Annotated in this window: 22 protein-coding genes; 14 read left to right on the top strand and 8 right to left on the bottom strand. The window is 63.2% G+C overall.

Annotated features, from left to right (window positions below):
- Window positions 1–8: 8 nt before the first annotated feature.
- The 3 genes from F4X08_11210 to F4X08_11200 all read right to left on the bottom strand — a co-directional run bounded on the left by F4X08_11210 (window position 9) and on the right by F4X08_11200 (window position 2,735).
- The gene (locus F4X08_11210; protein MYD26368.1) at window positions 9–827 is read right to left on the bottom strand and encodes a hypothetical protein; all 819 of its coding nucleotides are present in this window, start codon (window positions 825–827) and stop codon (window positions 9–11) included.
- A gap of 123 nt (window positions 828–950) precedes the next feature.
- Window positions 951–1,226, bottom strand: coding sequence for a hypothetical protein (locus F4X08_11205; protein ID MYD26367.1), 276 nt, complete (start codon window positions 1,224–1,226; stop codon window positions 951–953).
- A gap of 6 nt (window positions 1,227–1,232) precedes the next feature.
- The gene (locus F4X08_11200) at window positions 1,233–2,735 is read right to left on the bottom strand and encodes a DUF2851 family protein (protein MYD26366.1); all 1,503 of its coding nucleotides are present in this window, start codon (window positions 2,733–2,735) and stop codon (window positions 1,233–1,235) included.
- A 64-nt stretch (window positions 2,736–2,799) separates the two neighbouring features.
- Here F4X08_11200 and F4X08_11195 point away from each other — a divergent pair, with 64 nt between their 5' ends.
- From F4X08_11195 to F4X08_11180, 4 genes are all read left to right on the top strand, one after another.
- Window positions 2,800–3,648, top strand: a complete 849-nt coding sequence (locus F4X08_11195) for a 1-acyl-sn-glycerol-3-phosphate acyltransferase (protein ID MYD26365.1) — start codon at window positions 2,800–2,802, stop codon at window positions 3,646–3,648.
- Complete coding sequence (locus F4X08_11190) at window positions 3,624–4,358, top strand: HAD family hydrolase (GenBank protein MYD26364.1); 735 nt, start codon at window positions 3,624–3,626, stop codon at window positions 4,356–4,358. The genes F4X08_11195 and F4X08_11190 overlap by 25 nt, the downstream gene beginning before the upstream one ends.
- Before the next feature lie 27 nt (window positions 4,359–4,385).
- Window positions 4,386–4,925, top strand: a complete 540-nt coding sequence (locus tag F4X08_11185) for a hypothetical protein (protein ID MYD26363.1) — start codon at window positions 4,386–4,388, stop codon at window positions 4,923–4,925.
- A 90-nt stretch (window positions 4,926–5,015) separates the two neighbouring features.
- Window positions 5,016–6,947 (top strand): hypothetical protein, encoded by a 1,932-nt coding sequence (locus F4X08_11180; protein ID MYD26362.1) that lies wholly within the window; start codon window positions 5,016–5,018, stop codon window positions 6,945–6,947.
- Between the two features lie 4 nt (window positions 6,948–6,951).
- On the opposite strand, the gene F4X08_11175 is transcribed toward F4X08_11180, so the two are convergent.
- The 5 genes from F4X08_11175 to F4X08_11155 form a co-directional block, all read right to left on the bottom strand.
- The gene (locus tag F4X08_11175) at window positions 6,952–7,944 is read right to left on the bottom strand and encodes a glycoside hydrolase family 5 protein (GenBank protein MYD26361.1); all 993 of its coding nucleotides are present in this window, start codon (window positions 7,942–7,944) and stop codon (window positions 6,952–6,954) included.
- Between the two features lie 42 nt (window positions 7,945–7,986).
- Window positions 7,987–8,583, bottom strand: coding sequence for an XTP/dITP diphosphatase (locus F4X08_11170; GenBank protein MYD26360.1), 597 nt, complete (start codon window positions 8,581–8,583; stop codon window positions 7,987–7,989).
- 9 nt (window positions 8,584–8,592) lie between these two features.
- A complete protein-coding gene (rph, locus tag F4X08_11165) occupies window positions 8,593–9,315 on the bottom strand; it encodes a ribonuclease PH (protein ID MYD26359.1) in 723 nt (240 codons plus the stop codon).
- 81 nt (window positions 9,316–9,396) lie between these two features.
- Window positions 9,397–9,858: a PTS sugar transporter subunit IIA gene (locus F4X08_11160; protein ID MYD26358.1), complete on the bottom strand. Its 462-nt coding sequence runs from the start codon at window positions 9,856–9,858 to the stop codon at window positions 9,397–9,399.
- Window positions 9,859–10,058: 200 nt separating this feature from the next.
- Window positions 10,059–10,601: a DUF4398 domain-containing protein gene (locus tag F4X08_11155; protein MYD26357.1), complete on the bottom strand. Its 543-nt coding sequence runs from the start codon at window positions 10,599–10,601 to the stop codon at window positions 10,059–10,061.
- A 354-nt stretch (window positions 10,602–10,955) separates the two neighbouring features.
- Between F4X08_11155 and F4X08_11150 the strand changes: the two genes are divergently transcribed.
- The 10 genes from F4X08_11150 (at window position 10,956) to rsmA (ending at window position 23,936) form a co-directional block, all read left to right on the top strand.
- Window positions 10,956–11,915 (top strand): phosphoribosylaminoimidazolesuccinocarboxamide synthase, encoded by a 960-nt coding sequence (locus tag F4X08_11150; GenBank protein ID MYD26356.1) that lies wholly within the window; start codon window positions 10,956–10,958, stop codon window positions 11,913–11,915.
- 15 nt (window positions 11,916–11,930) lie between these two features.
- Window positions 11,931–15,332, top strand: coding sequence for a transcription-repair coupling factor (gene mfd / locus F4X08_11145; GenBank protein MYD26355.1), 3,402 nt, complete (start codon window positions 11,931–11,933; stop codon window positions 15,330–15,332).
- A 63-nt stretch (window positions 15,333–15,395) separates the two neighbouring features.
- Window positions 15,396–16,262, top strand: a complete 867-nt coding sequence (locus F4X08_11140) for a hypothetical protein (GenBank protein ID MYD26354.1) — start codon at window positions 15,396–15,398, stop codon at window positions 16,260–16,262.
- Window positions 16,263–16,307: 45 nt separating this feature from the next.
- Window positions 16,308–17,624, top strand: a complete 1,317-nt coding sequence (locus F4X08_11135; GenBank protein ID MYD26353.1) for a hypothetical protein — start codon at window positions 16,308–16,310, stop codon at window positions 17,622–17,624.
- A 68-nt stretch (window positions 17,625–17,692) separates the two neighbouring features.
- Window positions 17,693–17,980, top strand: coding sequence for an RNA-binding S4 domain-containing protein (locus F4X08_11130; GenBank protein ID MYD26352.1), 288 nt, complete (start codon window positions 17,693–17,695; stop codon window positions 17,978–17,980).
- A 33-nt stretch (window positions 17,981–18,013) separates the two neighbouring features.
- Window positions 18,014–18,793, top strand: coding sequence for a class I SAM-dependent methyltransferase (locus tag F4X08_11125; GenBank protein MYD26351.1), 780 nt, complete (start codon window positions 18,014–18,016; stop codon window positions 18,791–18,793).
- Window positions 18,794–18,805: 12 nt separating this feature from the next.
- Window positions 18,806–20,095, top strand: coding sequence for a hypothetical protein (locus F4X08_11120; GenBank protein ID MYD26350.1), 1,290 nt, complete (start codon window positions 18,806–18,808; stop codon window positions 20,093–20,095).
- An 85-nt stretch (window positions 20,096–20,180) separates the two neighbouring features.
- Window positions 20,181–22,250 carry a methionine--tRNA ligase gene (gene metG / locus F4X08_11115; GenBank protein ID MYD26349.1) on the top strand — a complete coding sequence of 690 codons (2,070 nt, stop codon included), beginning with the start codon at window positions 20,181–20,183 and terminating at the stop codon, window positions 22,248–22,250.
- Complete coding sequence (locus tag F4X08_11110; protein ID MYD26348.1) at window positions 22,066–23,067, top strand: TatD family deoxyribonuclease; 1,002 nt, start codon at window positions 22,066–22,068, stop codon at window positions 23,065–23,067. The genes metG and F4X08_11110 overlap by 185 nt, the downstream gene beginning before the upstream one ends.
- Window positions 23,064–23,936, top strand: coding sequence for a ribosomal RNA small subunit methyltransferase A (gene rsmA / locus F4X08_11105; protein ID MYD26347.1), 873 nt, complete (start codon window positions 23,064–23,066; stop codon window positions 23,934–23,936). Before F4X08_11110 ends, rsmA begins: the two co-directional genes overlap by 4 nt.
- Window positions 23,937–23,944 lie beyond the last annotated feature (8 nt).

Here is a 23,944-nt window from a genome sequence, read left to right as displayed (position 1 = left end):
AGCGGCCGCTACCTCCGGGTGTACCGCGCCAGGAGACTCGAGATCTCCCGGGTCAGTTCGCTCGTCTTGTCGCCGTCGTGCGAAAGCGTGCTTTCAAGGGCATCCGCCAGGGCTGCGATCTCATCGCAAAAGGCCTTGTGTTCCCGGGCATGTCTGGTGAGCGCGGCGCGCAGGTCGGCGAGTATCGCCGCCGCCCTCATATCAGGTTCGCCGGGATCCTCCCCGGCTTCCGCGGGCTGCGCATCTTCCGCCGTTTCTACCAGGTCTTCCGCCGTTTCCGCCAGATCTTCGACCGTTTCCTCGTGATTCGTGACCAACGGGTCGTCCGCGGGCTGGGCGTCTTCCGCCGCTTCCGCCAGATCTTCGACCGTTTCCTCGTGGTCCGTGTACGCCAGGTCTTCTGCAGGCTGCGCGACCTCCGCTTCCGCAAGCTCTTCCGTGTCCGCCGGCTTGTCCGTCGGCTGCGAATATACTGTTGGATCCTCGCCTTCCGCCGTTTCCACGATTTCGTCGCCCCGTCCGGACGTTTCTTCCATGTCGTCTTCAGGCGCTGGTCCGTCAGCGGCGTTCACCTCGTCCGGACCGATTCCGGCTTGCAATTCGGAGGAAGACTCCGGTGATGGCTCGTTATCTTGGGGCGCCCGGCCGTACTGACGGCGCGGTGTACCGTTCGAATCAGGATTCACCGTCGCCGGTTGGTCGATCGGCGGATGCATGAACAGGTCGATGGATTCCCTGGACACGAAGTACCTGCCGTCTTCCATGTAGTATTCCAGCTTGCCGTCTTCGCACATCTGCGTCACCTGGTCGGGCAACCTCTTCATCATGTCCGCAGTTTCCCTCACAGTCATCCACTGCGTCTCCGGCATCTTCTCCTCCCGCGCTTGTAAATATCCTGCCCGCAAGCCCTTGTTCCCGCTTGTTTTCGAGCTCGGATCGTCCGTCGTTACCTAGAAAACCTCACCGGCTACCTGCCTGCCGTCAATTCGCAACTGCAATCTAACGCTCAACAGCGCTTTGGCAAACACTTCCACGCGGTGTTCGTCGGTGCCGATCCGCAGATTCGTGCTTAAAATGCGTGTTTTCCGCAGTGACACGCGGCGGATGCTGCGGTCCCTGCAGACTCCGTCGACGTACAGCCGGGCGTCCTGGGTCCAGGTGCTGAACGCCCTGATTTCATGGCCTTTGAATTCCGTCCTGCATTCGACGCCTTCCGGGTTCGCCATGTTACTTCAACTCCGTGTGAAGTGCGTCGATCCGCTCATCACGCATTGGCCGCAGTCCTTGTTGCGGCAGGTCTCGAGATCGATCTGCAACAGGCCCTGCTGGAGGACGGCCCGGTCTATGGAGGCTTTTTTTTCAGGCGTATCGATGAAAAGCAGGTTCGACATGGCCTGAATCACGCTGTTGTTAGCCTGCCGGCCGTATCCGGCGTACATTTCCCGGACGAGGTTCATCCGGTCCGACTGGCTGTCCCGGTCGGCCAGGGCATAGATGAATGGAAGAACCACGTCGACCATCATGCCCCGCTGGCGGTCGCGGCCGATCAGCGCTTTACGCGCCGTTCGCGAGGTCTCCCCGAACACCATGTGTTTCAGCCAGTAGTCGCCGGGCAGCGGCCGGATCATTTCCTCGAGCTTCCGCGCGGTCTGCCTCAGCAAGGCGACGGATCCCCGGTCGGCTCCGGCGGTCATCGGGCCGGCGATCAGCGTGTCCAGGCCATCCCGCAGGCCCGACGCGATAAAATAACTCATGGCGGCAAGCCGGACCGTGGGGAAGTTAAAGGGTCTCAGCCGGAAAAACAACCAGTCATGTTCCTGCATGGGACGGGCGGGAATGGACGGGCGGAAGGCTTCCCAGAGCGTTTCTATTTCCCTGACGTAGGGGTCGTCCGGGATTTCGCCGCCGTATGAGAGCCGCTGTGAGGGCAGCAGCCCGGCTGCCCCGAAAAGCAAGGCCTGCAGATCGATGATGCGATGGCCGCCTCCTGTGCCGATCAGGGCGCGGATCGTCGCCAGGGGCAGGCGTCGGGCAAGCGACTGGCAGGCATCGGTATTCTTCGTGTAACCCGCGGCTCGCATGGCGTACTCATAGAGCGTCTGTTCCGCAGAAACCTGTTTCATCCTCCCGGACATTTCCTCCGCCTTCTTCCGAAACCGATCGGATCCCTTCCGATCCAGCATCGCGTGAACGCGCTCGACCGACAGCAGTTTCATCAGGTTCTGGCAGGGGTAGCTGGCAGGGGCCGGGTCCTCCGTTTTTAACCGGTATTGTTTTTGTATCCGATCCAGGCCGTGCCTGAGGTGCTCGGATAACACCAGCGTGGGGACGTACTGCCCGTTCTGTTTCCTGACGGCCGGAAGCTTCTCGTCGTGCCACAGGACGACGTGCAGCATGACATTGTTGTAAAGCGGGTCGCTCGTATGGCCGTGCCGCCGCCAGTCGGCGGGTTTGATATGGATTTCCACGTCTCCCCTGAGGCGCTTCCCGGGTCCGAAGGACAGGACCGCCTGGAGGAAGTCGGGGCCGCTGTCGGGATTCAAGGTGCCGGGATGATGGACCCTGAGTGTCCGGCCGTCGGTGAGCCGGAGCCTTCCGGCCCGCCTGGCCCGCTCGGTCCGACCGGCCCGCCCCGTCCGCGACAGTCCCTTCTGCCACAGATGCCAGATGAGCGCTTCTGCGATATCCGAATCGGCGATTTGAAGCATACTACCTGTTTCAGCTTGTTCTTTCATGCCTGGTCTCTAACCCAATAGTCGGAAGAACATCATCAGTCTCGCATGCCGCATTCCGTAGGCGATGCGCGGCCCTTCGGTTGTCCTGGACATCAGACAAATGACACTGGTTTTTTCTGGCGATTGGGTTATAATCCGGTTTAAAGCCGGAAGGCGCCCCCGTTCATTCGAATCTCACGAGTCCGGTGACCGCGTGACCGCAGCCTATTCCATCCTGCAGATCATCAGCGTGCTGGTCTTCACCCTGTTGTTCGGGCTGTCGGCCATGTTGCTGTCCCCATTCAATCCATCGGGACGTCTGGTCCACTGGTTCGCCCGCTGGTGGGCGCGAACTCTGTTGTGGGTGGGCCGCGTGCCGGTCCGCCTCGAAGGGCTGGACAATATCCCAGGAGAGCAGCCGTGCGTGCTGGTCTCCAATCATGCGAGCGCGGCGGACATACCCATCCTGTTCGGTTCGCTGCCCATCCAGTTCAGGATCATCGCCAAGGATTCCCTATTCCACATACCAGTCCTGGGATGGTGCATGCGGCTGGCCGGCTACATCAGCATCAACCGCACCAATCCGAAGAAAGCCATGCGGAGTCTCAAGAAGGCGGCACGGCAGATCAGGGAAGGATTTCCAGCGGTGGTCTTCCCGGAAGGCACGAGAACGCGGACCGGCGAACTGCAGCCCTTCAAGGCCGGCGCTTTCCTGCTGGCCATAGAATCCGGCGTGCCCGTTGTGCCCGTGGGGATTTCCGGCAGCTTCGACATCCTCGTCCGCGGCAGTTTGAGAATCCGGCCGGACGCGCAGGTCGCCGTGCGCATCGGCAGGCCCATCGCGACCGAAGGCTATACGACGAAGGACCGGCGCGGGTTGGCCGAGCAGGCGAGGGAGGCCGTCGAAGAATGCCTGCGACGGGAAGGCCGGTAGGGATGGCGCGCCCGGCGGGTTCGGTTTTCAATGCAGGCAACGCGGTCCTGTTCGATCTCGATGACACCCTGGCCGACCGCGACCGGGCGCGCGACCGGTTCTTTTCGTTTCTGCTGGACACGTACTTCCCGGACCTGAAGCCGGAAGGAACCCGCTGGTCCGAGCGCATGGACATGCTGCGTGGCCTCGATCGGGGAGGCCGGGGCAGCAAGGCCGCGATCCACGACTATCTTTTCGGTGAGCGTCCTGTCATGCCGGCTACGTCCTTTGTCGAGCTGATGCGCAGCAGGCTCGCAACATACACCAGCTGGGCAGATGGAGCCGAGTCGCTGTTGAGATGCCTTCAGACCAGAAAGCACCCCATGGCCGTGGTCACCAATGGTTCTAAATCCCAGCGAGACAAAATCGAAGTCCTGGAAGCGTCGAGGTATTTCAAAGCGGTGCTCATTTCCGGGGAAGTGGGCATCGCCAAACCGGATCCCCGCATATTTCAGCAAGCGCTGTCCCGGTTGAACGCCGCGCCCGGCCAGTCCGTTTTCGTGGGGGACAGCATGGAGCACGATATAGCCGGCGCCAGGAACGCCGGGATGATGACGGTCTACATCAGGAAGGGAGAGGCGGAAGATCCCGATGACGCCTTGTGTGACCTGGTCGTTTCCGATCTCAGGGAACTGTCGGACCTGGTCATCGGTCTTGACGCCTGTAAATAAACCACCTTTGCAAGGAGCGAATTCAAAATGAGACGATCTCCCCTGACCTGGACACTGGTCCTTTGCATCGCCCTCTTCGTGCCCGGCTGCGCGGAAGATACCTCACCCGTAGAAGAGGCGGCGACGGCCTCGGATGCGGGCGCGACGTCCGGCACGGAAGTGGATGGCCTGCTGACGGATCACATGGCCGCCGAAGCCATGCTGACGGCGCACTTCGTGGCGGCCGCGGTAAAAGCGGGCATGAGTACGGAGGAGATTAACGGCGCACTGGCCTCGGTCGCCGATGCGTCCGCCATCAGTGAATTCTGGGTGAGCGACGAGACCGGCCAGGTGGTGTATACGAATATACCAGGAGTGGAGTTCGCATTCCCCACCGACCCGGACGACGAATCCCAGGCGGCGCCGTTCGCGGCGCTGCTGACCGGCAGCCAGTCTGTCGTCGACCAGGATTACATGCCCCGGGAACTGGACGGAATGGTCTTCAAGTACGTAGGCGCGGCCGGTGTGGACCAGGCGCGCATCGTGCAGGTAGGCGTTGCGGCGCCGGCGGATTCTGCCGCGCCCTGATCGATCGCGCGGGATCCATCCGGTCGCCGAACGATCGCCCTGGCGGTCCGGCTGGCCGGTGTTTCCTCCACTGAACGAACGGAACTATCGATGCACACCGTAACGGCAAGCGTCCACTACGAGATCACGCCGCCGTGGGCGATCCTCGAACGCAAGCTCATCGACACGATAGACGAAGCGGTCCATCCCTACATCGAGAAGTACACCCGTCCGGACGGGTCGCTGATCTGGGCGGATACCTGGTCCGGAAGCCGGGACGGGATGGATGATTTCTACGAAGCCTTCACGAATTTCGCCCAATGCTACAGCCTGGGTGGCGGCGACCATCTGCTGGAGGCGGCGGACCGGCACTGGGACGCCATCACCCGGCAGCTGACCCGCTTCGGGCGGATCTACCGGGAGTATGAACGGGGATACGACCAGTTTCACCAGAGCGAGAGCTATATCTACTTCTACCATCTCTGCCTTGCCGACCCCGTCAATCCCAAGCTACACGACCGCGCCCGGCGGTTCGCCGGCTTCTACCTGAACGAATTCCCCGACGCGATGAACTACGATCCGGTGCATCGCATCATCCGGGCGCCCCACAACGGCAGCGGCGGATCCGCCTGGGGGATGAGCGAGGACGACAGCGGGCTTACGTACAATCCCGGCGCCGGCATGCGGGTCTACGGCCTGCCGCTGAGCGACGTCCCGGGGATCACGCACGTGGACGAACTCCAGGACCCGGCGAAGGCACGGGCCATGGGCAGGGCCATGGCCGAGCGGTTCCGCGAAGGCGACGTGGGGAACAACCTGAGCGTCAACGGTCTCATCATGAACGCCTATCTGATGACCGGCGACGACAAGTACCGGGACTGGCTGCTGGAGTATACCGGTGCCTGGCTGGATCGAGCCAGGGAGAACGGCGGGCTCATGCCGGACAACGTGGGGCTGGACGGGCGCGTGGGAGCCCTGCACAACGGAAAATGGTACGGCGGCCTATACGGCTGGACGTGGCCCCACGGGTTCTACAACCTGGGGTTCGCCGCCATCACCGCGGCCAACAATGCCTATATGCTGACCGGCGACGCCGGCTGGTTCGACCTGCCGCGGGGCATGATCGACCGCGTGCTTGAGGCGGGGATCGACGCGGATTTCGACGAAATGGCGTCCCAGATCAGCATACGGGATCACTACATCGGCGTCGACCGCAGCCTCGGTCCCGACCGGCGGACCTTCCTCACGCCGTACCGCTACGGCGACCAGGGCTGGATGGACTACCAGCCCATGCCCGTGACCTATCCCCTGAACGTGTGGAACGTGTCGGAGGCCGAGGAGGACCGGGCACGCATGGATTTCCTGCGCGAGCGCAGCGGCTACGACTGGTCGGCCGTGGTGCCCTTCAGGGACAAGGGCGACATGCATCACGACGAGCCCTGGCTGCTCTACCTGCGGGGAGAGAATCCGGACTACCCTGAACGGATGCTGGCGGCCGCCCACGCCCTGGTCTGCCATCGGCTGGCGCAGATCCGCGCAGATGATTCGGACCTGGAAGCCGGGCCGGGCATTCATCTGTGGCAGCAGTTGCAGCCCGTGACCACCGAGGCCCTCGTGCAACTCACCATGGGATGTCCCCAGGTCATCTACTACGGCGGCATCCCCAACGCGCGGCTGCGCTACTATGACGCCGACCGCAAACGACCGGGGCTGCCGGCCGACACGGCCGCCCTCGTGGACCGGATCGAACCGTCCCGCGTGGGCGTGCACCTGGTCAACCTGCACCCCGCGGAAACCAGGCGGGTCATCCTGCAGGCCGGCGCCCTGTCCGAGCACGCCTTTCGCAGTGCTTCTTACGATGCGACCGACACGCCGTACCCCGGCGCCACGGGCGCCTACGCCGCGCCGAAGGCCTCGGTGAGCCACCCGTCGCTTCAGGTCGAAGATTCGCGTCTGCGCGTGGTGCTGCCGCCGGCCACCCGGATCCACCTGGACCTGGAGATGGCCCGGTACGTAAACCGGCCGCGGTACGAAACCGCCTGAGCAATCACCCGTTGAATTCGAACCGGCGGATGAGGTCCAGCTCCTCGGGGTCGAGCGGGGTGCCGTCGGGATGCATCATGTCGTGCTGCCAGACCGGCGGGGTGGGATCGCCCTGCTTCGACTCCCAGGCCAGGTAGGTCTGCGTCCTCCCCGCCACGAGTCCCCAGTTGTACCAGCCGATCCGGTTTTCCGCGAACACAGGGAGCATGTCCGCGAAGGTATTGCCGTGGTGCCGCCGCAGCCACTCGGTGCAGATCAAGGGCCGGCCGTGCGCACTGCACCGGGCGAGGCTGGGGCCGATGTCTCCGGCAGCCCCGTAGTAGTGGAAGGTGACGACGTCGGACAGCTCGAACAGCAATGCGGAGAGGTCATCTTCGAAGGCGTTCCAGGTCCACGGCCCCGTGGTGAGCGGCTGCATGGGGTCGGTGGAACGCGCCCAGGTGAAGGCGTCCTCGACGAGCGGCTGGCTCCGCAGGTCGTCGTCCGGTTCGTTGTACAGGTCCCATACCAACACGCGCGGGTCCGAACCGAAGCTGCCGACGATGTCCTTCACGTAGCGCTCGAGCCCCGGCCAGGCGTCCCGGTCGGCCAGGCGTTCGAACCCCGGACTCGGCACCCACTGGCTGTTGTGCACGCCGGGCACCGGGCCGTCCTGGGGTCCCAGGTAGGGATCGCGTCCCCCGAAGAAGCAATCGCAGAAGAGGATGACCATAGCGCTTACGCCGTGCCGCGACGCGATGGCCAGAAAGCGGTCCATCCGCTCCTTCAGACCTACGGGGTCGTCCTCCCAGACCAGGTATTGCACGAAGATCCGCACGCTGTTGTAGCCCGCCGCGGCAGCCCAGCCCAGTTCCTGGTCGATGGTTTCCGGGTCGAAAGTGGGCGCCTGCCACATCTCGGTCATGTTCACGGCCGTGCGCGGCAGGTAGTTGCAGCCGCGGATCACACCGGTGTCACGGTACCATGCGTGGGCTTTTTCAGGTGACCACTTATTCATGACATGCCTTTCCGGTTCATGCACGAACGTCGGGCTGCGCCTTCAGTCCGGAAGGTCTGCAAGGGACTTCAGAACGTCCGCGATCCGTCGAAGCGTCTGGGCCCGGTGGCTGATCCGGTTTTTCACTCCTGCGTCCAGTTCGGCGAAGGTGTTTTCGTAGCCCGCGGGCACGAACAGCGGATCGTAGCCGAATCCCGCGGCGCCCCGCGGCGCCTGAAGGATCCGGCCCTCGCAGGCCCCTTCCGCGGTCCAGGCGCGTCCGTCGGGAACCACGACCGCCATAACGCATCGAAACCGGGCCGTGCGTTCGGCGTCGGAAATCCCGTCCAGGGCGTCGAGCAAGCGCCGGATGTTGTCCAGGTCGGTGGCGTCCGTTCCGGCATACCGTGCCGAGTGGACGCCGGGCGCCCCGTCCAGGGCGTCCACCTCCAGGCCTGAATCGTCCGCCAGCGCGGTTCTTCCGGTGTACGACGAGACGGCCCGTGCCTTGATGAGGGCGTTCTCCTCGAAGGTGCTTCCCGTCTCTTCCGGTTCGGGACAGCCGGTAAAAAACGCGGCGGGCGCGACCCGCACGCCGGGGAGCAAAGCCTTGATCTCGGAGATCTTACCCGGGTTGCGCGTGGCAAGGACGAGGGTCATGTTCGTGGTCTAGTCCCGGGCCAACGCCTGTTTCTGAAGGTCGATCAACCGGTTTACGCCCTGTTTGCCGAGGTCGAGCATGGCGGCCAACTGGTCCGTTGAGAAGGGGTGGCGCTCGGCGGTGCCCTGGATTTCCACCAGGTCGCCGTCGCCGGTCATGACGAGGTTCATGTCGACGTCCGCCGTGGAGTCTTCGTCGTAGCACAGATCGAGCATGGACACGCCGCCGATGATGCCCACGCTGATGGCGGCGACCGCGTCACGGACGGGGTCGCGATCGATCAGCCCTCGCCGCGAAAGCCAGGACACCGCGTCGCGAAGCGCCACGTAACTGCCCGTGATCGACGCGGTCCGGGTTCCACCGTCGGCTTCGATGACGTCGCAATCGATGAGGATGGACCGTTCACCCAGGCCGTCCAGGTCGAATACGGCGCGGAGCGACCGCCCGATAAGCCGCTGGATCTCCTGCGTGCGACCGGAGACGCTGCCGCGCCGGCCGTCGCGGGACACCCGCGTGTTCGTGCTTCGCGGCAGCATGCCGTATTCCGCCGTGACCCAGCCTCTGCCGCTCCCTTTCAGAAAAGGCGGGACGCTCTCATCCACGCTCGCCGAACAAAGCACGGTCGTGCCGCCCATGGAAATCAGCGCGGATCCTTCAGCGTGCCGAAGGTAGTTGCGCCGGATATCGACGGGACGCAACTCGTCGGTCTCCCGGCCATCGATCCTGGACACAGGCGTCACGGCTACATCCTTTACTTTTGCGTGAATGCTTTTGCGTGGACGTACGGACGGTACCGTAGCACGGAGACCGCGCTACATGTTCTCTTCCTCTTCCGCGATGAGCGCGAGGGCGTCGCGGGGGTCTTCCGCGGCGATCAGCTGTTTTCGCAGGTTGTCGTGCCGAAGCAGGCGGGAAATATGGGCGAGCGCCCGGATATGGGGACCGGAGACGTTCAGGGGGGACACGAGCAGGAAGAAGAGGTAGACCGGCTGTTCGTCGAGGGACTGGAAATCGACGCCCTCCTTCTTGATCCCGAGCACCCCGACCAGCCTGTCGACGGCTTTGCACTTGCCGTGGGGAATGGCGACCCCCTTCCCGATCCCGGTGCTCATGATTTTCTCGCGTTCCAGGACGGCCTGGAGCACTTCCCGGTTGTCGCTGATACGGCCGGACGCGGTCAGTGCCGAGGCCAGTTCCTCGATCACTTCCTGTTTCTGCGTGGCCTTAAGGTTGACCAGGATAGCGTTTTCGTCCAACAGTTCCGTCAAGCTCATGCCGTGCTCCTGTATCCCGATCCTTCCCGAATAACGGAATCGCTTCAAAAACCTGTGTGATTCTATGTACCCGCCCCGGAATTGTCAATAACGATTTGGACGGCCTCCGGGTCCGGCGGTGAAGCGGACAATAAAAAAGCCGCCTGACCACGTCGTCAGACGGCTTCTTGTTCCCTGGCATTCTTCGGCAATGCGCCGGTTCAGCCGCCGGCCCGTTCCGCGAAACTGTCGGCCGTCATGTTGGCTGACTCGAGAAGCATTTTAAGATCATGCCATTTCTCGGCCGAATTCAGTTCATTCAATTGCACCGTCAGCGAGTCGGCAAATGCCGAGGCTTCCTGGGCGAGCGCACGGGCGGCCTGGCCGCGTCCCCGCTCGATGCTGCCCGAAATCTCCCCCCAGCGTTCCAGGAAAGCGGGCAGGGCTTCATCGACCTCGCGTCTGGTCAACTCCTTCTGTACTACGGATTCCTGGCTGGCCGATTCGACGAGCGCAATGGTGTTTTCGGCAGCGGTTTTCGCATCGCCGTATTCCTCCGCGGCCATGTGCGTCCGGGCCATTTCGAGCTCGGCGGCTGCCGCTTCGTATTCGGCCGGAGCGTACTTGTCGACCTCGGCTTCCATGGCGGCGGTAACTGCCCGCTCCGCTTCGTCCATGGCCTCGGTGGGCGGTCCCGCGCATGCAGCGGCCACGAAGAGGCATGCGACGACGCTCAGCGCGGTCAGAAAGGCCTGCTTGGACATGATAGAACCTCCTGTTCGAACCGGTAAATGAAGTATGTCGGATCGCTTGAATCGGTATCGAATTGACCGGGTAAGGCAATACTTCAGCAGTATAACTCAAATATAATAGAACGGTTCGAAAAGGTGTCCAGCAAAAAAGGCGTCAGGCACAAAAAACATGGCCTGCCAGGGGGATGAATCAGGTGGGCGGGGTCCGTGGTTGCCGGGTGCGCCGAGGGGGTGAACGGGGCCGTGATTACCCTTGACTTTCCGGCCTGCCGACCTTAGTGTGAAGGGTTCGATTCGGAAGCGGTCTCGTCCCGATGGACGGACTGTTGTGCAGCCGTCCATACGCCGAAAGGACCAACGCGAAGCATGGTGTCTGAAGACCTCCTCAGGAAGCAGTTGGATTTCGTGCTGCAGGATACCAGCTTCGACCTGGGCGAGAAATTCGAAGGCAAGGTCAGGGACAACTACCGGCTCAACGGGAAACGGATCATCGTGACCACCGATCGGATTTCCGCCTTCGACCGGGTGCTTTGCGCCCTTCCCTTCAAGGGCCAGGTCATCAACCAGACCGCGGTCTACTGGTTCGAACGGACCCGGCATATTATCGAGAACCACCTGATCGACGTGCCCGATCCGAACGTGCTCGTAGCCAGGGAATGCCAACTGATTCCGGTCGAGATGGTCGTCCGGGGGTATCTGACCGGCGTGACCACGACGTCGGCCTGGTACCACTATTCCCGGGGTAGCCGCGACTTCTGCGGCAACGCGCTGCCGGACGGCATGAAAAAGAACCAGGCCTTCGACCAGCCCATCATTACCCCTTCGACGAAGCCGGAGAAAGGCGCGCACGACGAGTCCATCTCGGCGGAAGAGGTGCTTCGCAGGGGCCTCGTGGACGAAGGCGCGTACCGGGAGATGGAAAGGGCGGCCCTGGCGCTTTTCGCCTTTGGGACCGAACGGGCGGCCGCCAACAACCTGATCCTGGTGGACACCAAGTACGAATTCGGCCTCTCCGAGGACCGGGTCGTGTTGATCGACGAGATTCACACCCCCGACTCTTCCAGATTCTGGATCAAGGATACCTATGAAGATCGATTCCGCCACGGCGAGGAACCGGAGAAGATGGACAAGGAATACGTCCGTGGATGGCTCGCTGACCGCGGTTTTCGCGGCGACGGTCCCATACCGCATATACCGGACGAGATCAGGATCGAAGCCGCCCGCCGTTACATTACAGCCTACGAGATGATCACCGCCAGGGCTTTCGAAGCCCGGAACGAGGATGTGTTGCAGCGGATCACCCACCGGCTGCGGAACCCCATGTAGCCGAACCGCTCTCGTATGCGCCTGCCAACCCTTCTGGACATCACGGAAGCATCCCCCGTCGTACAGCGGTATCTCGCGCTGGCCGCCGATGACGCCCGCACCGCGCGGGTGTCGGGGCTCGCCGGCTCTTCGCGGTCTCTGCTGCTCGCCCACGCGCACCGGAAACGGGGCGGCGCGACGCTGGTCATCGTGGAGGACACGGACGCCGCCGAGGAGATGTACGAGGATGTCTCCAGCCTGCTGGACCCCGATGACGTCGCGCTGTTTCCTCCGTGGGAGGTGCTGCCCTACGACCAGGTATCGCCGCCGGGGGACCTGTCGGGAAGGCGCCTGGGCGCGCTGCACGCCCTGATGAACAACCGGCCGCTGTTCGTCGTCGCGACGGTCCGGGCCGTCATGCAGCGCACCATGCCGCCGTCCGTGCTCGCCGGCGCCGTCCTCCAGGTCGCAGCGGGCGCCACCGTCCCCTTGAACGAACTTACCGCGAGGTGCAACCGGCTCGGTTACGAGCGGACGGACATGGTGCAGGCGCCGGGCCACTTCAGCGTGCGGGGAGGGATCGTCGACGTCTATCCTCACGGGATGGAACAGCCGTGCAGAATCGAGTTCTTCGGCGACGAGGTGGAATCGATCCGCCTGTTCGATATCTACACCCAGCGGTCTTCGCGGAACATCGACGAGATGACGGTGCTTCCGAACCGGGAAATGATCGACGATCCGGAAACGCGCGATGACGTGATACAACGGGTAGTGCGGGCCGGAGCATCGGTGTCGGTCGACGCGTCCGAACTGGTGGCACATATCGAGGACGGCGGCCTGTTCGAAGGCAGCGAACGCTACCTGCCCTACTTCCATCCCTCTGCCGCCACCATCATGAACTACCTGCCGGACCGTACGCTGATCGTCCGCTGCGAACCCGATGAACTGGCCCGCGAAGCCGAGTCGTTCGAGGCGGAATACGAAGACACCCACCTGCGGAGAACCGAGGCGGACGACCTGGTTCCCGGTCCGGAAGAAGCGATCCTGCGCTGGGCCGGCGTAATGGAGGAGTCGGTCTATTACGGCACGATGGACATGGTGCGCGGCACGCGGGCGGCCGAAGGGTGGCTCGCGGTCGGCTCCGAGGCCTCCGGCGTGTATCAGGGGGCGATGGACGTACTGAAGTCCCGGCTAAAGGAATGGAAGGCGGACAACGCCCGGGTCGTGGTGGTCTGCGACAACGAAGGACAGGCGGAGAGGCTGCGCGAGATCCTGGGCCCGGACGCTCCGGAGATCGACATGGCGGTCGGGCCGATGCACGCCGGGTTCATTTTGCCGGACCTGCCGCTCGTCGTGCTGACCGACGCGGAGATCTTCAACCGGTACCGGAGACGCCGCCGCAAGGTCTTCAAGGAAGGCGTGGTGATCGAGGATTTCACCAGCCTCAAAGAGGGGGACTTCGTCGTCCATATCGACCACGGTATCGGCCGGTACGTCGGGCTGAAACGCATAACAGTGGATGAACGGGAAAGGGACTGCCTGACCCTGATCTACGCCGGAGACGACCGGGTATTCATCCCCATCGAGCAGTTGCACCGGGTCCAGAAGTACGTCGGTTCTGACGGCGAGGCGCCCGCGCTGTCGAAACTGGGCGGGAAAGCCTGGGAACAGGCCAAGAAGCGTACGCGCAAGGCGGTCCGGGTGATCGCCGAAGACCTGGTCAAGCTCTATGCGGCCCGGCAGGCCAGCCCCGGGTTCGCCTTCTCGGCCGACACCCCCTGGCAGCGGGAAATGGAAGACTCCTTCATCTACGAAGATACGCCGGACCAGGAGCAGGCTTCCTCGGAAGTGAAGTCGGACATGGAGAAGGCGGTGCCCATGGACCGGCTGATCTGCGGCGACGTGGGCTACGGGAAGACCGAAGTGGCGATCCGCGCCGCGTTCAAGGCGGTGCTGGACGGGAAACAGGTCGCGGTACTGGCGCCGACCACCATCCTGGCGCAACAGCACCTGACCACCTTCACCGAGCGGCTCGCGGACTACCCGGTGAACATCCGCATGCTGAGCCGGTTCGTCCCGCCGAAGGAGCAGAAGGCCGTTGTCGCGGGGCTCAGGGAAGGCGATGTGGATATCGTCATCGGCACCCATCGGCTCATATCCGGCGACATCGACTTCAGCGACATGGGCCTGCTCGTGGTCGACGAGGAACAGCGGTTCGGCGTGGTCCACAAGGAACGGCTCAAGCAGCTGAAGACCTCCGTGGACGTCATGACCATGACCGCTACGCCCATCCCGCGGACGCTCCACATGTCGCTGGTCTCCGCCCGCGACATGTCCCTCATCACCACCCCGCCCAGGGATCGGCTGCCGGTGCACACCGAGGTGGTGCGCTTCAACGAGGAGGTGATCTGCGAGGCGATCATGCGGGAGGTGGACCGCGGCGGACAGGTCTTCTTCGTCCACAACCGGGTCCAGTCCATCGAGGCGGTCGCCGAGTTTCTCCGGCGCCTTCTGCCCCAGGTGTCTTTCGTCGTGGGCCACGGACAGATGCAGGAACGGGAACTGGAACAGGTCATGATCGATTTCCTGGACCGCAAGTACGACTGCCTCGTGTCCACCATGATCATCGAATCCGGGCTGGACATCCCCAGCGTGAATACCATCCTGGTAAACCGCGCGGACCGGTTCGGACTGGCCCAGCTGTACCAGCTCCGGGGACGCGTAGGGCGGTCCAATCACCGGGCCTACGCCTACCTGATGATACCCGCCGCCGGCACGGTGACCCCCGACGCCCGCAAGCGGTTGGCCGTGATCGCCGAGTATACCGCGCTCGGGTCGGGGTTCCACATCGCCATGCGGGACCTGGAGATCCGGGGCGCCGGTAACCTGCTGGGCACGGAGCAGCACGGGTTCATCTCCTCCATCGGTTTCGATCTGTACTGCCGTCTGTTGAAAGAGGCGATGCAGGACCTCAAGGGCGAGACGCGGGAAGAGGCGCCCGAAGCCGAAGTCGAACTGCAGGTAGGTGCTTTCATCCCGGATGACTATATCGCGGACCGGAAGCTCAAAGTCGGCTTCTACCAGCGGCTTTCCCGGGTGGAAGACGAGCAGGAGGTCGCCTCGCTGCGTGAAGAGATGCAGGACCGGTTCGGCCGGTTGCCCGATCCGGTGCGCGTCCTCTTCGACCTGGTTTCCATTCGGCAGATCGCGGCGAGGATCGGATTGCTGCAGCTCAGGGTGCGCGGGAGCGAGATGACCGTGGCCTATCGGGACGGTCTCTATCCATCGCGGGACCGTATCGCCCGGGTGACGGACGATCCCGCGCTGGACATCGAATTCCCCCACGGAGACGGTTTCCGGATCAGGGCCGGACTGACCGGCAAAACGGAAGCCGAACGGGTCGATCTGGCCAAAAACCTGTTGCTCAAACTCCTGTAATTGGTTTATGATACATGCCCGGTTGCCGAAGTTTGACCTGCCCGCTGGAGTAAGAATATCAGCATGAAATCCGCGGTCTGTTGTACCGTTATGCTGAACGTGGCGCTTGTCTTGACACAGTGCCAGTGCAGCTCGATTCCGGAAGACTCCGATTCGGTTGTCGCGAGGGTGAACCAGTCCACGCTGACGGTCGATGAACTGGATGCCGAACTGGAAGCCACGGCGTTGTTCGCCGCTACGCCCCAGATGAGAAAGGACCGGGTGTCCGACTGGGTCCGGACCGAGCTGCTCTACCAGGAAGCCCTGCGGCTGAATCTGGACAGCGACGTCAAGACGGTCCGGGACCTGGACAGGATGCGTCGGGAGCACCTGGCCAACGTCATGCTGGAACACATGGCCGCCGATTCGGCGATCGTGGTGTCCGACGAAGAGGTCGAGGCCTATTTCGAGGCCAATCGACAGGAATTCGTTTATCTCGAACCGGAACTCAGGGTCTCGGTGATCGTTCTACCGGACGTGACCACGGCCCGGCAGGTCCGTAACCAGTTGTCGCGCCGGAGCGCTACCTTCGAGGAACTGGCGCGGACGCGGTCCATTCACGTGTCTTCGGTCGATGGCGGGGACCTGGGTTTCCTGAAAAGGGCGGATATCAGCGACGTTTCGGTGCAGGAAATCGTCTTTTCCCTGAGTGCCGGCCAGGTTTCGCGGCCCGTACTTTCGGAAAACGGTTCGTTTATATTCAGGGTCGCGGAGCGTCGCGAAACCGGCACGCTGCCGCCGCTGGACGAGGTCCGCGGCGAGATCGTCAACCGGGTACTGCGGGACAAGCGCCGCGAACTGGTCAGGCGGTACGTCGATGCGTTGCGGCAATCGGCCGACGTGGAAATTCATGACGGGAACCTGATGCGGCCGGAACCCGGCGCGCCGTAGCACGGGCGCCGCAGACCGGGCGCCGCAGACCGGCACAGGAGGAGCATGACCTACCAATCGATCCCCCGGTATTACCCGCTGCTGCTGTTACTTGCACTGATTCTGGCGGGACGCCCGGTCCAGGGCCAGCAACTGGTGGACTACGTCGTCGCCGTCGTGGACAACGAGATCATCCTCTACTCCGACGTCCTCGAAGCGGTGAAGATGTACCGCATGCAGGAGACGGAGCAGGAGCCGGAAGACCTCCCGAACCAGTTGTTGAAGGGCATGATCGACACGCGCGTCGTGCTCGCGTATGCGCGCAGGGACAGCGTGCGGGTACCTGCTGAACAGGTAAACGGCGCGGTGCGCCAGATCATCGACCAGTACACGGAGGACCTTGGTTCCGAAGAAGCTCTGGAACAACTGGTTGCCAGATCGGGCATGACTTTGCGGGACTGGAACCGGCTGCTCCGGCGCCAGAAGGAGGAGGAGCTACTGCAGCGCAGGCTCGAGGAAGACCGCTTCGGTGAAGTCCGCGTTACCGGCCTGGAAGTGGCCCGGTACTACGAGACGTACTATGACAGCATACCGTCGAATCCCGTCCAGCTCGACCTGAGCCATATCATGATCACGTCACGCCCGAACCCGGAAGTCGTGGCCGCCATGAACGCGCGGATCGAGGAGATCCGGCGCCGCATAGCCGACGGCGAGGATTTCGGCGAGATGGCGCGGCGGTATTCGGAAGACCTGAACAGCGCCAGAAACGGCGGAGACCTGGGGTTCTTCAGCCGCGGCACGTTCATGGCCGATTTCGAAGAAGCGGCTTTCGCCCTGGAGACGGGCGGCGTCAGCCCCGCGGTGCAGACCGACGTGGGCCTGCATGTCATCAAGCTGGAGGAACGGAGGGACGACCAGATCCGCGTCCGGCACATACTGGTCCAGATCCCGAAGACGGATGACGACGATCATCGGGCGCTGGAGACGATTTCCATGCTGCGGCAGCGGATACTCGACGGCGACGAGACTTTTTCCGATGCCGCGGCGAAGTACTCGGAAGACCTGGCCTCCGCTTCCGAAGGCGGCCACATCGGGGAGTTCATGCTCGACCAGTTGCTGCCCCAGTACCAGGCCGCCCTCAACGCCGTCTCCATCGACGAGATGACCGAACCCATCAAAGTGGTGGACCAGGGCGCCGTCTCCTATCACATCATGCGGCTGAACGACAGGACCGGGGGCGACAAGTTCACCCTGGACGACCACTTTCAGGAAATCACGAATCTGGCCAAATTCGCCAAGTGGAGTGAGGAGAGGGAACGGTGGCTCAAGGATCTTCGCCGCGAGTTGTACATTGACGAGCGCGGCCTGGACACCCTGCCCTGAACGCCCTGCCCTGAACCGAGATCCGCAACGTACGTCTAACGTGTGACCAACCCGCGACATCCCGTGAGATGAGAGTAGATCTCTTTCTGAAACGGTCCCGCATCATCAAACAGCGGGACGCCGCCAAGAAGGCCTGTGACCGGGGTATGGTCACCATTTCCGGGAGGTCCGCGAAACCCGGCCATCAGGTCGCGGCGAAGGACATCGTCGTCGTGGCCTGGCCCGACAGAAGGCTGGAATTCGAAGTGTTGAACGTCCCGGAAGGCAACGTTTCGAAAGACCGGGCGCAATCCATGTATCACGTCCTCAGCGACGAACGCCTGAGCGATGACGTTTCAGGCTTCGAAGCTTGTTGATGAACGCCCGCCCGGACGCGAAATCCCTTGCGCATGCGCCACAGGAAAACCCACCCGGCTGATCCGGAGCTTCCCTACAACCAGTTGGCCCCGATATACGATCACGTGATGCGCCACGTGGACTACGATCGGTGGGCGGACTACATCCAGTCGATATTCGAACGGTTCGGGGCGACGCCGAAGGACATCCTTGAACTGGCCTGCGGTACCGGCGTCATGGCGTGTATCCTCGATGACCGCGGATACCGGATGACGGGCATGGACCGGTCGGAGAGCATGATCGCCGTCGCCAGGCAGAAAGCCCTGGACGGCCGCCGGTCCATCGCGTTCCAGGCCGGCGACATGGTAGACATGCCCGTTTCGGGAAGTTATGACGCGGTGTTGTGCCTGTACGACAGCATCAACTATATCATGGACGAAGCTGACATCGCCGCCATGATGAATGGGTTGCGCAGGATGCTGAACAACGGCGGCCTTTTCGTATTCGACGTCTGCACTGAAATCAACTCGCGCAGGTACTTCCATAACCAGGTCGACCAGGAAAGCAACGGGGATTACTCCTATGTCCGGCGCTGTGAGTATGTCCCCGAGTCGCGCGTGCAGGTCAATGAATTCCAGTTAACCTTCCACCGTGGCGGGAAGCGGTTTTCCACCCGGGAACGCCACGAACAGCGGATCTATCCCGTGGCCCGGTTGGCGGAGATCTGCCGGCAATCGGGCTATCAGGTACTCGGCGCATTCGACGGTTTCGGTTTCCAGGAAGCGTCGGAGCGGTCCAACAGGGTACACTACGTGGTCCGCCCAGACCGATGAACCGTCCATAATATGGCTTTCGATCGCGTTATAGGTCACGAGAAGCAGCGGCAACGGCTCATGGAGGCCGTAAAACAGGACCGCCTGGCCCACGGGTACCTGTTCTCCGGGCCGCCCGGCGTGGGCGCCGAGGCATTGGCCATCGAGCTCGCCTGCGCGGTCAACTGCGAATACGGGCCCGGGGAGCCCTGCGGTCAGCCTGGCCAGCCTGGTCAGCAAGATCAGCATGGCCCGCGCGGCCCGTGCCGCCATTGCCGGCGGATTCGCGCGCTCCAGCACCCCGATCTGCACCTCCTGATCCCCTCTTCATCCGCCTCGCCCCCGGATCGGTCTTCCGGCCAGCGCGGGGGCTCGTCCGGCCACGGCGAGGGCTCGTCCGGCCGCGCGAACGCCCGGGAGGAGCGGAGGCAGGGCCTGGCCGTCCGGCTGGCCGAAGACCCTTACGGCGCCCCGCCGTTCGGAATGAACGACATGCTTTCCGTGGAGGATGTCCGGTCGCTGCGCAGGGAAGCATCGGCCAAGCCCTACGAAGGACGGAGGAAGGTGGCGGTCATCGTCGCGGCGGACCGAATGAACGCCGCGGCCTCGAACGCGCTGCTCAAGACGCTCGAAGAGCCGCCGGGATCCCTGATGCTCATTCTGACCGCGTCCCGGTCCGGGAGGCTGCTGCCGACCATCGTGTCCCGTTGCCAACCCGTTTTTCTTACGCGGTTGCGGGAGGACGAGGTGAAATCGGCGTTGATCGAGCGGTACGACGTATCCCCGGAAGCAGCCGGGGAACTCGCGCGCAGGTCCGAAGGCCGCCTTTCCGAAGCGCTGACGGCCAGTTCGGAGCGGGGCTCGAAGATCCGCGAAGACGCCTTCGCCTTGCTTGAATGTATATACGACGGGACACCGCTGAGCCTGTTCGAGCAGGTGGAATCCCTCGCCGCGTCTCACCGTGAAGAACCGGTCGTGGAGAAGATACTCGACCATCTGCTATCCCTGTACCGCGACATGTTCGTCCTCTCCTCGGCGAACGGGTCCCCGACGCTTTCGAACGCGGACCGCACGGCGCCGCTGCGGGAACGGGCATCCGGATTGGACGCGGAGGAAATCGAAAAGGGAATCGCCGCCGTCGAGGAAGCCAGGCGGGACATCGCGCGCAACGCCCACGTCCAACTGGCCCTCCTCGTGCTCGTCCTCAGGCTCCGAATGAACCGTAGATACGCGGGTCCCCGGCAGGCGTCTACCACCCGGACGCCATCCCGCGAGAGACCATCCGAAGGAGCATCATCCCATCCCCTGCCCGCCGCAGATTGATCCGTTGACAAACCCCCTTCCACACCCTATCCTGATGCTGGAACAAAACCGGGTCCGTCAGGATTGATCTACCCGCGTCCGAGAGGTGGTCGTGGAAGAGAAAATACTCGTTACAGACGCGTTGCCCTACGCGAACGGCAAGCTGCACATCGGCCATATCGCCGGCGTCCATCTGCCCGGCAACATCTATGTTCGCTACCAGCGGCTGAAGGGCCGGGACGTCGTGCACGTCAGCGGATCGGACGACCACGGCGTGGCCATCACCCTGGCGGCCGAGAAGCAGGGGATCACGCCCAAGGAACTCGTGGACAAATACTATCCCGTCATCCGGGGCGCCCTTGAAGACTTCGGCATCGTCTACGACAATTTCTCCCAGACCTCCCGCCTGATCCATCACGAAACGGCCCGGGACTATTTCCGCCGCCTGGATGAGAAGGGCTGTTTCGACGTGCGCGAGGTCGACCAGATCTACTGTCCGGCAAACAACCGATTTCTGCCCGACCGCTACGTGGAGGGCACCTGTCCCCACTGCGGCTCCGACCGGGCCCGGGGAGACCAGTGCGAGGCCTGCGGCACCATCCTGGACGCCACGCAGTTGATCGATCCCCACAGCGACGTCTGCAAAGGACCCCTCGAGGTCAGACCGGCCAACCACTGGTATTTCAAGCTCGCCCGCATGTCCGCCCGGCTGCAGGCCTGGATCGATACGAAAACGCACTGGAAGGCCAACGTGCGCAACTACTGCCAGGGCTGGTTCAACGAAGGGCTGTCCGACCGGCCCATCTCCCGGGACCTGGATTGGGGCGTGGAGCTGCCGATCGAGGAAGCGGTGGGCAAGGTCATGTACGTCTGGTTCGAGAACACGCTGGGCTACGTGTCGTCCACCCGGGAATGGGCGGTGGCGCAGGGCGACCCCGACCGGTGGAAGGACTACTGGCTGAACCCGGACTGCAAGCTCGTCAATTTCCTCGGCAAGGACAACATCGTCTTTCACGCGATCCTCTGGCCGGCCATGATCATGGAGCACGGGGATTTCGTCCTGCCTTCGGAGATCCCGGCCAACGAGTTTCTCAACATCGAGGGTCAGAAGCTGTCCACGAGCCGGAACTGGGCGGTCTGGCTGGACGAGTACCTGGAGGACTTCCCGCCCGATCCGATGCGTTACTGCCTGGCGTCGATTTCCCCCGAGACCAAGGACTCCGATTTTACGTGGAAGGACTTCCAGGCGCGCAACAACAACGAACTGGCCGATATCTTCGGAAATTTCGTGAATAGGACGCTGACCTTCATCAACCGGTATTTCGACGGCGTGATCCCGGAACCGGGGACCTTTTCGCCGGAGGACCGGGAGATGCTGTCGTCGGTGGCCGGCGCCCCGGACCGTGTGGGCGCCTGTTTCGAATCGTTCCAGGTGCGGGGTGCCGTACGGGAGCTGATCGCCCTGGGAAACCAGTGCAACCGGTACTTCAACGACCAGGCGCCCTGGAACACGCGCAAGACCGACCGGGCGCGTTGCGCCGCCACGCTCCACGTGTGCATGCAGGCGGTGAGGGTACTCGCCGTGGTCATGTCTCCCATCCTGCCGTTCAGCGCGGAGCGGCTGTGGAAGATGGCGGGCCTGGAAGGACGCGTCGATGCGCAGATGTGGGACGAAATCGAAATCGATGCGTCGCTGTCCGGCCGCCCCATCGGCGATATCGAAATCCTGTTCCACAAGATCGAGGACGATACGATCGACGCGCAGATCGCAAGGCTGGGCCGGTCCGATGCCCGGAATGTCGACGGAACGAAATCCGTGGAAGCGGAACCCGCCGGGGCGGAACGAAAGGAACTCGTATCGATCGACGCGTTCCGTGAGATCGATTTGCGCATCGCGGACATCGTGGCGGCGGAACCGGTGCCCGGAACGGACCGGCTGCTCAGGCTGCAGCTGCGCATCGGCGCGGAGGAACGGCAGATCGTGTCCGGGATTGCCCCCGGGTATACGCCGGAGAAACTGGTCGGCCGGCAGATCGTGGTGGTGGCGAACCTGGAGCCCGCAACTATCCGCGGCGTGGAATCCAGGGGCATGCTGCTCGCGGCCGAAGACGACGACGGCGCCCCAATCCTCCTCGGTCCGGACGTCCGCGTCCAATCCGGTTCATCGGTTACCTGAAATCCGGCCACACGGAACGACGTCATACAATAACCTGCAACCAATCGCTGCCTTGCTGTTCGATACGCATACCCATCTCACGGACGAAGCATTCGACGACGACCGCGCCGACGTGATCCAACGGGCGCTGGACGCGGGCGTGGAACGCATGGTCGCCGTAGGGTACGATCTGGAGAGCAGCAGGGCCGCCGTGGCGCTCGCCGAAAACCGGGATTCCGTGTACGCCGCCGCGGGCATCCACCCCTGCCATGTCCACGAAGCGCGTGAAGAGGACTACCGGGAAATCGAGAAACTGCTGGAACATCCGTCCGTCATCGCCGTGGGTGAAACGGGCATCGACCTGCATTACGACCGGTCCACCTACCCGCTGCAGGAGACGTCGTTCAGAAGACACATGGAGTGGGGCGGAAGCACGGGACTGCCGGTTATCGTGCACGACCGGGACGCCCACGCCGAGGTCATGGCCATGCTGGACGAGTTTCCCGGCGACGAAACGACCGCGATCCTGCACTGCTTTACGGGGGACGTCGCCATGGCCGAGAGGGCTGTTTCCATGGGATGCTTCCTGGGGTTCGGCGGCATCGCGACGTTCAAGAATTCGACGGTGGGTGAGGTGGTCTCCGGGTTGCCGACGGAGTGCATCCTTGTCGAAACGGACGCACCCTATCTCGCGCCCGTACCCCACCGCGGACGCCGGAACGAACCATCATACCTCGTGAACACGGCCGAAGCGGTCGCCCGTCACCGGGCCGTTTCCGTGGATGAACTGGCGCGGACCACAACCCAGAACGCGAACAAGGTGTTTCGAATCCATTGAGAACGGTACTCGATCCTCCTGAAGACCTGCTGGCCAGCCTGCGCCGATCGGATTTTCGCCCATCCAGGTCGAGGGGTCAGCACTTTCTGAACGATACGTCCATCGCCCGCCGCATCATCGAATCGGCGGGGGTAACGAAGGATACGGCCGTACTTGAAATAGGTCCGGGGGCCGGCGCGTTGACACGCCACCTCGTCACCCAGGCCGGCGGCGTGACCGCCGTGGAAATCGATTCCAGGCTGGCGGAAGTCCTCCAGGAAGCCTACGGCCGATACGACCACCTGACCATCGTGAACGGGGACGTGCTCGATCTGAACCTGCCCGATCTGATGGGGAAGTATGGCGAGCCCGGGTTCGTGCTCGTGGCCAATCTGCCCTACGGGATTACGGGTCCCGTCCTCAACCGGCTGATCGCCCATCGCGGAAAGATCAGGTGCGCGGTCATCATGGTTCAGCACGAAGTGGGCGGACGCCTGACGGCACAGCCGGGTACGAAGGCCTACGGCGCGATCACCGCCATCATGGCGTACCACTACGCCGTGGAATCGCTGTTTCGGGTGGGCGGCGACCGGTTCGTTCCCCGTCCGGCCGTGGATTCGGTCGTACTCCGGTTGACGCCCCATGAACGGCCGCCCGTTACGGTCGGGGACGCCGGCTTGCTGAACGACGTGATCAAGGCGTCCTTTCAACATCGGCGCAAGATGCTCCACCACGCGATGAATCGCCTGGTTCCCGGTTCCGCCGGCTATCTTTCGGATCATACCGGCATCGACCTGAAACGCCGCGGTGAAACCCTGGACCTGAACGAGTTCGCGGTGCTTGCCGACGCGCTTCGGGCGTTCCGGGACCACCACCAAGACGACTGCTGACGGACCGC

The organism is Gemmatimonadota bacterium, assembly GCA_009841265.1.
Classification (GTDB): Bacteria; JAAXHH01; JAAXHH01; order JAAXHH01; family JAAXHH01; genus JAAXHH01.
Note: the sequence above shows the minus strand (reverse complement) of the source record. Positions and strands in the feature narration are given on the sequence as shown.